This is a genomic window from Stenotrophomonas sp. NRRL B-14846 (assembly GCF_050473585.1).
Lineage (GTDB): Bacteria > Pseudomonadota > Gammaproteobacteria > Xanthomonadales > Xanthomonadaceae > Stenotrophomonas.
Genome location: NZ_JBFLUN010000013.1, coordinates 1 through 13,043, shown reverse-complemented (window position 1 = coordinate 13,043; position 13,043 = coordinate 1). Strand labels below are relative to the sequence as shown.

Here is a 13,043-nt window from a genome sequence, read left to right as displayed (position 1 = left end):
GAGGAGCCGCAGCATGGAAACCATCAACATCCAGAATCCGGACATGGCCTGGCCGATCGCCGCCGACCTGCATTTCCCGCCGGACTTCGACCGCAACCGGGTCTATCCCGCGATCATCAGCATGCATCCGATCGGCAGCTGCAAGGAGCAGACTGCCGGCAACATCTACGGTGAGGCCCTGGCTCGCGAGGGCTACGTGGTGATCGCCTATGACGCCAGCTTCCAGGGCGCCAGCGGCGGCGAGCCGCGGCGGGTCGAAGACCCGACCCAGCGCGTGGAGGATGTACGCCGCGTGGTCGACCATCTGGTCACCCTGCCGTACGTGGACGCCGAACGCATCGGCGTACTGGGCATCTGTGGCGGTGGTGGCTACGCGATCAACGCCACCATGACCGAGCGACGCATCAAGGCGGTCACCAGCATCACCGGTGTCAACTTCGGCCGGCTCAGTCGTGAGGGCTTTGGCGGTTTCGATCCGATCGGCACGCTGGAGGCCATTGCTGCCCAGCGCACCGCCGAGATGCGCGGCGGCGAGGCCCGTGTGGACCTGTTCCTGCCGCCTTCGGTGGAACAGGGGCGCGCCGCCGGCATCACCGATATCGACGTGCTGGAGGCCACGGACTATTACCGCACGCGCGAGCCGCAGCCCAACGGCGTGGTCAGTGCGTTGTTCTCGCATCGCGGTGCAGCGGTGGGCTGGGATGCCTTCCACCTGGCCGAAGTCCTGCTGACCCAACCGTTGCTGGTGGTGATCGGTGACAAGCCGGGTGGCTTTGGCGCCTACCGCGATGGCCTGGAGATCCATGGCCGTGCGGCGTCGAAGCACAAGCAGTTGAAGGTGGTCCAGGGCTGGTCGCACTACGACCTGTATGACAAGCCGGAGCCGGTGCGCGAGGCCCTGTCAGCGGTCGTTCCCTTCTTCAAGCAGCACCTGTGAGCTGACCTGGCAGGTGGTGCCGGCCACGGGCCGGCATCATCTGTACGCGGAGTATTCCGCCCAGTCATCGAGATCGGCCAGTTCCGGCGCCAGCGCATGTTCGACCGCGCGGCGCAGCAGTGCCGGCGCGACGTAGTGCCGGTGCGCGGCATCGATCAGCGCCATGTACAGGCGGCCGAACGCATTGCGGGTCTGCACGCGTGTGCCGAGGCTGATCTCGATGTGGCCATCGGCACAGCGTTGCACGCGCACGCTGCTGCGGAAGCGCAGGTGGCGATCATCGGCGCCGAGCAGCACTTCGGCGCAGGTGTCCCCGTCATCGATGTGCGCGTCCAGCACCGGGTAGCGGCCGGCGAACAGGCGGCTGCGGTCGGTCGACAGCAGCGACGACACCGGGCAGCCGAGTGGCGACGTACGCAACCGCAACGGCGCCACCAGGTGGTTGCGCAGCGCCATCAGGTGGCCCACGCCGGCAGGTGGATTGCGCAGGAAGCCTTCCAGCACATCGGCCAGCAGCGCCGACGCGGCGTGATGGGTGACCTGCGTGCTGTCCAGGCGCAAGGTGGTCTGGTCCTGGTAGTGGCTGTGTGGCAGTGCAGCGGGGAGCAGCCCATCGCTGGCGGCGGCCTGCGAGTGGACGGGATAGGCCGGCGTGGCGCGTTCGACGAAGCCACGCAAGCGCCGCAATGAAATCCTCCGCAGCGGGCCCAACAGAGCGCGGGTATGCGCGCACAGGTGGGCGCACAGGCTGGGAGGTGCTGCCTGCAGCGACAACTGCAGCAGGGGTGAGGCGGCGAGGCTTGCGGCCGAAGGCCAGTGCGCTTCCGGCAATACCTCGGTCAGGCTGGGGATATCGGCGGCATTGCGTTGAACCTGTGCACGGGCCTGCTCATCCATCGCCCCGGCCAGCTCATTGCTGTGGCAGGACAACGCGAACAGCGCCGGATGTGCGCGATGGTTCGATGCGAACTGGTGCCAGGTGCCGCCGCCGAAGCGCACGGTGAACAGGCAGTCCGGTGGAATGCGGATGCGCCGCAGCGTGCGCGCGAAGGCAGCGGGATCGCGCGCCAGCTGCGCGTCTGACGCGGCGGCAAAACGCAGTTCGGCGCCGGCGCTGCCGGCGATGGCGGTGAACATGCGCGGCCCGGCATGCCGGTGGAAGGGATGGCCGCCAGCGCCGACGGTGAAGCTGTACAGCGAGGAGGCGTCGCCCTGCTGCAGGTGCATGCCACCAAGGCGCGCGGAAGGCTCGTCCAGTGCATCGATGAAGGCCGGGTGGTGGCGCTGGCGCTGGCTGGCGTCGGTCACCAGCGCATCACCGGCACCGATGCCGAGCTGCGCGATCAAGGTGACTTCGGTCGGGCTGCCGCCCTCCAGCGCCGGAAGCTGCACCCCTGGAAACGAACGGCGGTCGCGGGTCGAACCAGGCATCGTCATGCTCCTTGGCAGGGTGGTTCAGCGGGCGGGGGACTTGCGGCGGGCGCGTGCTTCGCGCTTCAGCGGGCCACCGACCGGACAGACTTCGGCCGCCCACGAGAACAGCGTGTTGGCCAGGCGGTCGGGCACCTGCCGGAAGTACACGAACTGGCCGCGCTTCTCGCGCTCGATCAGGCCGGCTTCCTCAAGGATGCGCAGGTGGCTGGACAGCGCCGGCTTGCTGAAATCGAAGCGCTCGGCCAGCTCTCCCGCGCTGAGCTCGCCGGCGCTGAGATAGGCCAGGATCTGCCGGCGGGCGGTGGAGGCGAGGGCTTCGAAGATACGGTCCATGGCGAGCTAATTAACTAATTCGTTAATTTATACTCCTCCTGCCGGTGGCGGCTGTCAAGCCATGACCCGTTGCGCGGCACGCCCGGGCTTTGCCATCCTCCCTGCTGTTTTCGGTAGCGTGGAATCCCGATGCGTCCTGCGTTCTGGCTGGCTTTGGCCCTGCTGCCCACCCTGGCGGTGGCGCAACCCGCGCGTACTCCCAAGGCCAAGGCCCCGGCGCAGGATCCCTTCAGCGAGCTGTTCGATACCGCCTGCATGCAGCACATCGGTGCGCCGGCGCGCCTGCAGTCGTTGATGGAATCCAACGGGCTGGCACCGCTGCAGCCGGCCGAGGCGGCAACCTTGCTGCAGGGGCAGGCAGGCGTGGCCTGGATGGTGCCGTTGGCCAGCGGCCGCTATGCGGTCAGCTGGGCCGACGATGGAACCTGCACGGTGTATGCGGAGAAGGCCGATGCGGCGGTGGTGCAGAAGGGCTTCGCACGGCTGGTGCAGGCGGCGCCGAAGCCGTTGCAGGCGCGTTCGCTGCCGGGCCGTGGTCCGTTGTCGGCCGACCAGGTGGCGATCCAGTACGGCTGGGCCACGCCCGGCCAGGCCAAGCTGCAGGTCCGCTTCCGGCTGGTCACGCGGCAGGCGGCCGAGGCCGGCGTACAGGCGATGGCTTCGGTGACGCCCGGTGAAGCGATGCTGGAACCCGCGGCGCCCACCCGGTAGTGCCTGCTGGGCCCGGCGCCCAGCCGGTGGCCCATGCCTGCGATTCAGCCTTTCACGCAGGATGTGGTATATCGTTTATCGATAAATCCACCCCGGGGCGGCGAGGCCACCCCAATGCCGGAGGCCGCTTGACCGCTCGTCCCGCCCGCGCCAGACCCGCGCGAGGCTTGTTCACCCTGGCCCAGGCCGCCGTACAGGCCGTCCGGGCGATGTGCTGGCTGGGCATCCTGGCCGCACTGCTGGCCGTGCCACTGGTCGCCCACGACCGCCGCTGGCTGCTCGACAGCGTCCACGACGCCGATGCCGCCGCCGCGCACGGCAACGACCTGTTCCTGCACTTCTGCCTGGGCCTGGGCGCGATCGTCGCGCTGCTGGTGCTGTGCCTGCTGTTCCTGCGCCATCTGCTGCGGCTGCTGAAGTCGGCGGCGCGCGAGCGGCCGTTCACCCACGCCAATGCACAACGCCTGCAGCGCATGGCGTGGCTGATGCTGGCGATGGAGCTGCTGTCGATCCTGATCGGTGCCTACGCGGCCTGGATGGGCCCGGACTTCACCTGGATGGAGGTGGGTGGCGGCATGTCGATCACCGGGCTGGTGGCAGTGCTGATGCTGTTCGTGCTGGCACGCGTGTTCGCCGTGGGCGCAGCGATGCGCGATGACCTGGATGGTCTGATCTGATGGGCACGCGCTGATGGCGATCGTCATCACCCTCGACCGCATGCTGCAGGAACGGGGCATGACCCTGTCCGAGCTGGCCGGGCGCATCGACATCACCCTGGCGAACCTGTCGATCCTGAAGACCGGCAAGGCGCGCGCCATCCGCTTTTCCACGCTGGATGCGATCTGCCGCGAGCTGCAGTGCACGCCCGGCGACCTGCTCGGGCATGACCCGGCGCAGCCGCAGGACGCCGACTGAATGATTGCTCTTTTCCCTTACCTACTGACGAAACGGACCTGAAATGGAATGGTTGGCTGACCCCTCGATATGGATGGGCCTTGCAACCCTGGTCGTGCTGGAGATCGTTCTCGGCATCGACAACCTGGTGTTCATCGCGATCCTTGCCGACAAGCTGCCGCCGCACCAGCGCGACCGCGCGCGGGTGATCGGCCTGGCGCTGGCGCTGCTGATGCGGCTGGTGCTGCTGGCGGCGCTGGCCTGGATCATGAAACTGACCGAGCCGCTGGTCACCCTGTTCGGCCACAGCTTCTCCGGGCGTGACCTGATCCTGCTGGGCGGCGGCCTGTTCCTGCTGTTCAAGGGCACCATGGAGCTGCACGAACGGCTGGAAGGCCGCGAGCATCACGAGGATGGCAAGAAGGTCTATGCCAGCTTCGCGATGGTGGTGGCACAGATCGTGGTGCTCGACGCGGTGTTCTCGCTTGACTCGGTGATCACCGCGGTCGGCATGGTCGACAACCTGGGCGTGATGTACGCCGCGGTGACCATCGCGATGGCGCTGATGCTGGTGGCCAGCAAGCCGCTGACCCGCTTCGTCAACAAGCATCCCACGGTGGTGGTGCTGTGCCTGGGCTTCCTGCTGATGATCGGTTTCAGCCTGGTGGCCGAAGGCCTGGGCTACAAGATCCCGAAGGGCTACCTGTACGCGGCGATCGCTTTCTCGATCCTGGTCGAGGCGTTCAACCAGTGGGTCCGCTTCAACCGCGAACGCAACGAACGCCGCCAGCCGTTCCGCCAGCGCACCGCCGATGCCGTGCTGCGCATGCTGGGCGCGCGCCCGGCCAACGGCCACGACGACGAAGGCGTGGACGAGCAGGTGGACGCCGACGAGCGCCTGCAGCCGGCCGAACACGAGATGATCCGCAGCGTGCTGGGCCTGGCCGATCGGCCGGTGTCGAGCGTGATGACCGTGCGTGCCGACGTGCAGTGGATCGACCTGGCGCGCGGGCAGGAGGATGTGGTGGCGCGCCTGGTGGCATCGCCGCATACCCGCCTGCTGGTCGGCGATGGTGACCTGGACAGCCTGCGCGGCGTGGTGCAGAGCCGGGACGTGCTGGCCGACCTGCTGCAGGGCAAGCCGCTGCAGCTGGAAGGCAACCTGCGTGAGCCGCAGTACGTCCTGTCCAGTGCCAGTGCATTGCAGGCGCTGGAACTGATCCGCCAGCACCCGGTGCCGCTGGCGGTGGCCGTGGACGAGTACGGCAGCGTGGAAGGCCTGGTGACCGCCAACGACCTGCTGGCGGCGATTGCCGGCGACCTGGTCGATACCCAGGACGAGCGCTATGGCGTGGTCGCGCAGGGTGAGGAGCAGTGGGAGGCCGACGGTGCGCTGACCCTGGACGACCTGCAGCGATTGGCGGGCGTGTCGCTGCCGCGCAGTGCCGACTACATGACCATCTCCGGCCTGGTGCTGGAGCAGCTGGGCCGGCTGCCGGACATCGGCGATGCGGTGGACGTGGCCGGCGTGCGCATCACCGTACTGGCGATGGAGAAGCGCCGCATCGCCCGCCTGCGGGTGGAGCGCTTGGGCCATCTGTAGAGTCGAGCCATGCTCGACTGCTTCTTGAACAACCGGGCACATGCCCGGCTCTACACAACACGGCCGGCAACCGTCACCATGGCCGGCCCGTTTTCTTTCCAGGATGGTTGCAGTGCTGAGTACGATCGGTTTGTTGATGGGCCTGTATGTGGCCTGGCGCCTGTTCTGGCCGCTGCGCATGCCCGCCGCATTGAAGGTCGTGCTGTCGCTGCTGCTGGTGGCCGTTGCCGTGCAGCTGCGCATCGTCGCCACCTTCTGGGGTACGACGGCGTCGCCCGAGATCCCCAAGCTGGCCATCGCCACGCTGGCCACCGGCTCCACCGCGGTGTTGCTGCTGGCGCTGGTGATGGTGGTGCTGGACGCCGGCCTGCTGCTGTCGCGCCTGTTGCGCTGGCCTCGCGCGGTAGCCGCAATGCGCACGCGGCGTCTGCGACCGGTGGCCGGCGTGCTGGCACTGCTGGTCAGTGGTTATGGTGTCAGCCAGGGCATGGCGGTGCCCAAACCCCGGCAGATCGAGGTGCGCATCGCCGGATTGCCGGCCGCGTTCGACGGCTATCGCGTGCTGCAGCTGACCGACATCCATGCCAGCCGCCTGCTCACCGGCGACTGGGTGCGCAAGGTGGTGGATGAGAGCAACGCACTGACGCCGGACCTGATCGTGATCACCGGCGACCTGATCGACGGCAGTGTCGAGGCCCGCCGTGACGACGCGCGTCCACTCGCGGACCTGCGGGCGCCGGACGGCGTCGTCGCCATCACCGGCAACCACGAGTACTACGCGCAGTACCAGGCGTGGATGCAGGCGTTCCGCGCGCTGCACATGCAGGTGCTGGAGAACAGCCACATGCAGGTGCGGCGCGGCGATGCGGCGCTGACCATCGCCGGTGTCACCGATCCGGTGGCCGCACGCTACGGCCTGCCGCTGCCGGATCTGGATGCTGCACTGGCCGGTACCGATCCGTCCGCGCCGGTGATCCTGCTCGATCATCGCCCGCGCAATGCACGGGACGCGGCGGCGCGTGGGGTGAAGCTGCAGCTGTCCGGGCATACCCACGGCGGGCAGATCATCGGCATGGACCAGCTGGTGAAGCGAGCCAATGGCGGTTTTGTGTCCGGGCGCTACGACGTGGATGGGATGACGCTGTACGTGGGCAACGGTGCGGGCCTCTGGGCCGGTTTCCCGGCGCGCATCGGCGTGCCGTCGGAGATCACCTTGGTAACATTGCGCCGCGCGCCGTGACCTTAGGCGGGGTCAGATCCCTTTCCCCTGGGGGAAAGGGATCTGGCCCCGACAAACCACATGGAAGGAACCATGGCCCATCCCCGCGCCCCGATGGAGCGCCTGATCCGTGCCAATGCTGACGAGATCAACCGGCTGCAGCAGGCCATCCACGAGAGTGCCAGTGCGCGCTGGCGTGGGCCGGAGGAGCGGGAACGGCACGCTGCGGCCTGTGCCGAGTTCCACCAGCACTACGAGCGGCTGGCGTTTCCGGGAGGCTATGCCAACGCGTTGAAACGGCTGGCCGAGCATGACCCGAATGCGCTGGATGTCGCGCTGACCTTCCTTGAAGTACGGCCGTATTTCTTCCGGTCCGGATATATGTGGAAGACGTTGCTGAAGCGCGTGCAACGGGTCCCCATGGGGACGAAGCAACACGCGCGGCTGCAGAAGATCCTCGACGCCTACGCCGTCTATCGCGCCACACGTGACGGCTGATGGGGACGGCATGATGGGGTCAGAACCCTTCGCCTTTGGCAAAGGGAGCTGACCCCGGCCCGTCAGGCCGCCCGCAGCGGCGGCCGCGCATGCGCACTTCGGCGCAGCGCTTGTGCCCGCTTGGCGATCCAGCGCACCACGAAGGCGGTGAACAGCAGCGCCGACGGCACCGCATACCAGAAGTTGCCCGGCACGCGCTTGAAGTACGAGTAAGTAAACACCGCCGCGATGATCCACATGCCGGTCATGTGCAGGCGACGCCAGGCCGTGGGTCCCATGCGCCGGGCGAGCCCCCGGTGCGAGGTGATGGCCAGCGCCAGGATGGCGATGTAGCCCACCGTGCCCGGGAGGTTGGCCAGCGCGGATCGTGCTGGCCAGAACGCCGGGTTGAGGATGCCGAAACTGGTGATGGCAACTGCGTGCAGCAGGTGCGAGAACGCGAAGGACAGGCCGATGATGCGCCGTTCGCGCAGCAGGAACCGGTGTGAACGGGCTGGGCAGAAGGCTGGCGAACGACGATGCCGTGAACGCTGCCAGGAACAGCAGGAACGATGTGCGGGCGGTGAGCCGGATCGCCGCGCGGCTGCCTTCGGCTGCATCGGGATACAGGGCGAAGGCGGTCAGTGCGAACGCGATCAGGACCACGCCGATGGCTACGAACAGGCGCCAGCCGTGCAGGAAGGACGTGTTGGATACAGTCATGGTCAGGCCTCGAAGAATGGAGAGGGGGTCGTGCCGGCCGCTGGCCGGCATTCCCGGGGATCGGTCGACGCAACCAGAACGCCTGCCGTGCAGAGTTCGCGCAGCACGGGAATGCAGGCCGCACGCAATGCGTCCGTTGCCACGTCATGTGTTTCGGACAGCGCCTGCAGTGCCTCATCCACAGGCGCGCCGTCGTCACCGAAGACCGAAAGCAGCGCGTAGGCCAGCGGTGACAGTTCCTCGGTCTGCAGGCTGAAATCGGCGAGGCGCTGTATCACCAGCAGCGTGGGAGCTGCATCCAGCATCGGCTCCAGCACCTCGTCCACATGTACCGGCCACTGGTAGCCAAGCACCCGCACCAGCGGCGAGACCGCCAGCACATCACTGTCCACCGGAACGCGGTGCAGCGAACGCCCGGCGGCGCGCGCTTCAATGTGCAGCGACTGCAGCGTGCTCTCGTAGTGCGCCAGTTCTGCTGCCCAGCCCGGCAGTACCAGCGCGTCCTGCACCGCCAGCCAGGTCGCGAACTCGCCGGCGATCCGTGGGAACAATGGGGTCTGGCAGGCGTGGCGGGCGTAGTAGTGCTCCACGGTGTCGCGCCAGCGCGGCGTGCCCAACTGGTGTTGCAGGCCTGGCAGGGTGCCAGCCAGCAGGGTGTCCAGGCTGTCGATGCACAGGCGGCGGTACACCGCCAGCCGGCGCGCCTCGACGCCATCGGGCGCGGCCATTGATGGGTCGCGCACATGGTCGGCCCAACGCCGTTGCAGGGTGGCCAGCGACTCAGCCATGGGCCACCTCGGGCCAACGTGCCTCGACCTGTGCCTGGCGGATCTGCGCGACCTCGGCCAGCAACTCGGACAGTGGCGGGAAGTTGAAGTCGCGTTCGAGCAGGGTCGGACGCACGCCCACCCCGCGCATAGGCCTCGCGCAACAGCGCCCAGACCACGCCTTTCACCGGCGCACCGTGGGTGTCGATCTTGAAGCCATCGTCTTCATCGAAGTGGCCCGCCACATGCAGCGAGGCGACCCGCTGGGCCGGCACGCGGGCCAGGAATTCGAAGGCGTCGTAGCCGTTGTTGCAGGCATTGACGAAGACGTTGTTGACGTCCAGCAGCAGGTCGCAGTCCGCTTCGGCGAGCACGGCATTGATGAAGTCGATCTCGCTTATTTCGGCACCGGCAACGGCGTAGTAGGAAATGTTCTCCACGGCGATGCGTCGGCCCAGCATGTCCTGCACCTGGGCGATGCGGCTGGCGACGTGATGCACGGCCTCGGCGGTGAACGGCAGCGGCAGCAGGTCGTAGACGTGGCCACCGGCGGCGCAGTAGCTCAGGTGTTCGCTGTACAGCTGCACCTGGTGCAGGTCGAGGAAGGCTCGGGTCTGTGCCAGCAGGATGCGGTCCAGCGGATCGGGACCGCCCAGCGACAGCGACAGGCCGTGGCAGGTCAAGGGGTGGCGCTCGCTGAGTTGGCGCAGCGCTGCGCCGTGTGCACCGCCGACGCCGATCCAGTTGTCGGGGGAGACTTCGAGGAAGTCGATGGCACCGGTCGGCATTGCCAGCAGTTCGTCGATCAGGCCACGGCGCAGGCCAAGACCGGCGGCATTGGAGGGCAGAGGCAGGGACATGGCGGATGCTCCAGGGAGAGGGCGCCGCCCTGGAGGCGGCGCGGTTGAACGTCGATCAATCGGCAACGCGGGAGAACAGGCCCTTCGGCATCGGCTTGCCGTTGGCGGTGTAGACGCTGCGCAGGTAGTCGTGCGCTTCCTGCTCGCTGATGTAACCATCGTGGTCGGTGTCGATGCGGTCGAACTCGGCGGCACGCTTGGCGGCCACAGCGTTGAACTCGGCGCGCGAGACCTTGCCGTCGTGGTCACGGTCGGTGCGGGGCAAACGAGGCGTCGCCGCACTTGCCTTCGCCACACTGGCCCTCGGCCACCTTGGCCTTGCCAGCGGGCTTGCCGGTGGTGGCCTTGTTGGCCCCGCACTTGCCTTCACCGCACTTGCCTTCGGCGGCGGCGCTCATGGCCACCGCGCTGATCGCCAGCGGTTGGATCGCGGCGGCCTGGCCGGCCAGCAGCAGGCCACCGGCCAGGGCGATGCCGATGGCACCGATGCGCGGCAGGCGGGAGGAGGGGGTGGTCTTGGTCGAGACGGACATGGTGGTGACTCCTTGGGAAAGCACGCGGGGCGTGCGGGATGGACGCCGCTTGAAGGCGACGGAAACGAAGGGAAGAAGCGCGGTGAAGGGGCGAAGCGGCTCAGGCGGCGCGGCGGCGACGCAGCAGATAGCCCAGCAGCAGCACGCCACCGAGCAGGGCGCCACCGAAGCCGATGCCGGGCAGCAGCGAGGCAACCGGCAGCAGCAGGGCGATCAGGCTGACGCCCCAACCCAAGCCGTCATTGCCAACGGGGGCGTGCTGCGAGCCGGCCAGCAGACGGTCCACGCTGAGTGCGCCACCGCCGTTGAGGATCAGTGGCAGCAGCATGGCCAGGAACAGCAGCGGCAGCTTGAAGTTGCCGTAGCCCTGGTCGGTGATCGCATAGCCCTGCCAGAGTTCGCCCAGGCCGTTCCATTGGTCGGGCCAGTGCACGGCGGCGATGGCGACCACGGTCAGCACCCAGAACACATAAGCCACCGAGCGCGTGGCCAGGCCGAGCAGCAGCATCACTGCACCCACCAGTTCCAGCCAGGTGGCCAGCTGCCAGTTCAGTGATGCGGGCAGGGCGGAGAACGGGAACGGGAAGCGACCTTCCAGGTCGGCGAACCAGTTCTGGCCGCCCAGCTTCTCGCGGCCGGATTCAAAGAACTCCCAGGCCAGCAGGGTGCGCAGCGCCAATGGCGAGAGCCAGCGGCCGACGGCGTCCAGGCGGGGGGTATACACGGAAGAGGCGGTGCTGATCATGGTGGTGTCCTGCGGGCCAGTGGTCGATGGAGGCCATTTCAGGCGGCGCAGGTATCGGCAACGTGTGCCGTTGCCCGGGGTTTTGTCAGCGACTGTGGCCGAGGCCGGGGGTTTCGTACAGTCAGATACAAAGACGATGTGTCGAGGCACATCGGGGCGTTGCGCGCCCGCGTGCGGGCAGCGATATCCACCCGGTAGCGCCCGGCCGGGCCCGGCGCCGAATGTATCCCACTGTAGAAACCCGCCTGCGCCCTACAGTCCGGTACAACTCTGGGCCGCGGAGAAACAGCGGTGATACACCGGCAGGCGGAAATGGCCACTCCCAACACCGGAGTGCCACCCATGATCCGTACCTCGTTGCTTGCCGCTGCTCTCGCCCTTGCCGGCGCCGCGGCCCCCCGCCTTCGCCAGCCAGGCCGATACCGCTGCACCGCCCACCGTCATCCTGGTGCACGGCGCGTTCGCCGATGGCTCCAGCTGGAGCAAGGTCATCAGTACCCTGCATGACTGGAAGCTGCCGGCGGTGGCCGTACAGAATCCGCTCACCTCGTTGGCCGACGATGTCGCCGCCACCCGTCGCGCGATTGCCGCCGCGCCCGGCAAGGTGGTGCTGGTCGGCCACAGCTGGGGTGGCACGGTCATCACCGAAGCGGGTAATGACCCGAAGGTGCAGGCGCTGGTGTACGTGGCGGCCTTCGCACCGGATGCAGGGCAGTCTTCGGCGCAACAGGGCGAAGGTTTCCCGGTCGGTCCGGGCCTGGCCCGACTGCAGGAAAGGGATGGCTACCTGACGTTGCCGGCTGATGCCATCGCCCAGGACTTCGCGCCGGACGTGATGAAAAAATCGGCCGCACTGCTGTACAGCACCCAGGTCCCGCTGAAGGCCAGCGCGCTGGGCGAGGTGGTGAACGTTGCGGCGTGGCGCAGCAAGCCGAGCTGGTACGTGCTCAGCCGTGACGATCGCATGCTGTCGCCGCAGCTGCAGGCCGCCACCGCAAAGCGCATTGGCGCGCAGCTGCAATCGATCGGCAGCAGCCATGTGTCGCTGCTTTCGCATCCTGCGCAGGTGGCCGACAGCATCTGGAAGCGGCAGGCGTGAAGCCCGCCGAACTGCCGCTGGCCGAGCAGGGGGGCTGAGCGATGGCCACCCTGCGAGGGTATGCACTGCCGCTGTTGCTGGGCCTGCTGGGTGGAGCTGCGCTGTTGCTGGCATGGCCCGGCGCGGATGCTGGCGCGCAGCCGCTCGACGCAGCACCGGTGGCGGGGTTCGACGGTGGTGGGCCATGGCACAACAGCCCACCGCTCACACTGAAGCAGTTGCGGGGGCAGGTGGTGCTGGTCGAGTTCTGGACCTACACCTGCAGCAACTGCCTCAACGTGGCGCCGTATGTCCACCAGTGGCACGCACGGTACGCGTCGCAGGGCCTGAAGGTGATCGGCGTGCATACGCCGGAGTTCGCCTATGAAGGGCTGCCCGGCAACGTGCGCAGGGCCATCGCACGGTTGGATATCACCTGGCCGGTGGTGCAGGACAACCAGTACCGGATCTGGAACGCCTGGGGCAACCGTTTTCTGGCCCGCGCTGTACCTGCTCGACCGGCAGGGGGCGGGTGGTCTACCGCCATTACGGCGAGGGCGACTACGCACGTACCGAAAGCGAGATCCAGCGCCTGCTGGCCACCCCCTGAGCCGCGCTACCATGGCCGCGCCGCGCGGCGCTGTCCCCCTGCCTTCATCGAGAACGCAATGAACCCTGTACCGCACATCCTTGTCGTCGACGATGACAGTGAGATCCGCCAGATGCTGG

The 13,043-nt window shown here is 67.7% G+C and carries 15 protein-coding genes and 2 pseudogenes; 9 read left to right on the top strand and 8 right to left on the bottom strand.

The window, feature by feature from the left end; translation table 11 throughout:
* A partial coding sequence (locus AB1281_RS01265) for an alpha/beta hydrolase (protein WP_430344883.1) occupies positions 1-937 on the top strand: 937 nt, incomplete at its 5' end.
* Between the two features lie 36 nt (positions 938-973).
* On the opposite strand, the gene AB1281_RS01260 is transcribed toward AB1281_RS01265, so the two are convergent.
* On the bottom strand, positions 974-2,368 hold the full coding sequence (locus AB1281_RS01260; RefSeq protein ID WP_430344882.1) for a DUF2867 domain-containing protein: 1,395 nt from the start codon (positions 2,366-2,368) through the stop codon (positions 974-976).
* A gap of 24 nt (positions 2,369-2,392) precedes the next feature.
* The gene (locus AB1281_RS01255; protein ID WP_004147836.1) at positions 2,393-2,704 is read right to left on the bottom strand and encodes a metalloregulator ArsR/SmtB family transcription factor; all 312 of its coding nucleotides are present in this window, start codon (positions 2,702-2,704) and stop codon (positions 2,393-2,395) included.
* A gap of 129 nt (positions 2,705-2,833) precedes the next feature.
* Here AB1281_RS01255 and AB1281_RS01250 point away from each other — a divergent pair, with 129 nt between their 5' ends.
* The 6 genes from AB1281_RS01250 (at position 2,834) to AB1281_RS01225 (ending at position 7,629) form a co-directional block, all read left to right on the top strand.
* Complete coding sequence (locus tag AB1281_RS01250; RefSeq protein WP_430344881.1) at positions 2,834-3,415, top strand: NMCC_0638 family (lipo)protein; 582 nt, start codon at positions 2,834-2,836, stop codon at positions 3,413-3,415.
* A gap of 209 nt (positions 3,416-3,624) precedes the next feature.
* Positions 3,625-4,092, top strand: a complete 468-nt coding sequence (locus AB1281_RS01245; protein WP_014036329.1) for a DUF2975 domain-containing protein — start codon at positions 3,625-3,627, stop codon at positions 4,090-4,092.
* Positions 4,093-4,105: 13 nt separating this feature from the next.
* Positions 4,106-4,330 (top strand): helix-turn-helix domain-containing protein, encoded by a 225-nt coding sequence (locus AB1281_RS01240; RefSeq protein ID WP_014036330.1) that lies wholly within the window; start codon positions 4,106-4,108, stop codon positions 4,328-4,330.
* A gap of 43 nt (positions 4,331-4,373) precedes the next feature.
* Entirely contained in the window at positions 4,374-5,912 is a 1,539-nt protein-coding gene (locus AB1281_RS01235; protein WP_430344880.1) for a TerC family protein, read from the top strand.
* Between the two features lie 103 nt (positions 5,913-6,015).
* On the top strand, positions 6,016-7,152 hold the full coding sequence (locus AB1281_RS01230) for a metallophosphoesterase (RefSeq protein ID WP_430344879.1): 1,137 nt from the start codon (positions 6,016-6,018) through the stop codon (positions 7,150-7,152).
* 72 nt (positions 7,153-7,224) lie between these two features.
* Positions 7,225-7,629, top strand: coding sequence for a hypothetical protein (locus tag AB1281_RS01225; protein WP_430344878.1), 405 nt, complete (start codon positions 7,225-7,227; stop codon positions 7,627-7,629).
* A gap of 62 nt (positions 7,630-7,691) precedes the next feature.
* Here AB1281_RS01225 and AB1281_RS01220 read toward each other — a convergent pair whose 3' ends face one another.
* From AB1281_RS01220 to AB1281_RS01195, 6 genes and pseudogenes are all read right to left on the bottom strand, one after another.
* Positions 7,692-8,228, bottom strand: a complete 537-nt coding sequence (locus AB1281_RS01220) for a ferric reductase-like transmembrane domain-containing protein (protein WP_430344877.1) — start codon at positions 8,226-8,228, stop codon at positions 7,692-7,694.
* A gap of 105 nt (positions 8,229-8,333) precedes the next feature.
* Positions 8,334-9,119 carry an HvfC family RiPP maturation protein gene (locus tag AB1281_RS01215; protein WP_430344876.1) on the bottom strand — a complete coding sequence of 262 codons (786 nt, stop codon included), beginning with the start codon at positions 9,117-9,119 and terminating at the stop codon, positions 8,334-8,336.
* Positions 9,112-9,958: pseudogene (locus AB1281_RS01210) on the bottom strand (HvfB family MNIO-type RiPP peptide maturase). Before AB1281_RS01210 ends, AB1281_RS01215 begins: the two are co-directional and overlap by 8 nt.
* Positions 9,959-10,013: 55 nt before the next feature.
* Complete coding sequence (locus tag AB1281_RS01205) at positions 10,014-10,223, bottom strand: EF-hand domain-containing protein (protein WP_430344875.1); 210 nt, start codon at positions 10,221-10,223, stop codon at positions 10,014-10,016.
* Positions 10,204-10,491, bottom strand: a complete 288-nt coding sequence (locus AB1281_RS01200) for an HvfA family oxazolone/thioamide-modified RiPP metallophore (protein WP_430344874.1) — start codon at positions 10,489-10,491, stop codon at positions 10,204-10,206. The genes AB1281_RS01205 and AB1281_RS01200 overlap by 20 nt, the downstream gene beginning before the upstream one ends.
* A gap of 100 nt (positions 10,492-10,591) precedes the next feature.
* Positions 10,592-11,236 carry an HvfX family Cu-binding RiPP maturation protein gene (locus tag AB1281_RS01195; RefSeq protein WP_430344873.1) on the bottom strand — a complete coding sequence of 215 codons (645 nt, stop codon included), beginning with the start codon at positions 11,234-11,236 and terminating at the stop codon, positions 10,592-10,594.
* Positions 11,237-11,597: 361 nt separating this feature from the next.
* Between AB1281_RS01195 and AB1281_RS01190 the strand changes: the two genes are divergently transcribed.
* Positions 11,598-12,335, top strand: a complete 738-nt coding sequence (locus tag AB1281_RS01190; RefSeq protein ID WP_430344872.1) for an alpha/beta fold hydrolase — start codon at positions 11,598-11,600, stop codon at positions 12,333-12,335.
* A gap of 41 nt (positions 12,336-12,376) precedes the next feature.
* Positions 12,377-12,924: pseudogene (locus tag AB1281_RS01185) on the top strand (redoxin family protein).
* Positions 12,925-13,043 lie beyond the last annotated feature (119 nt).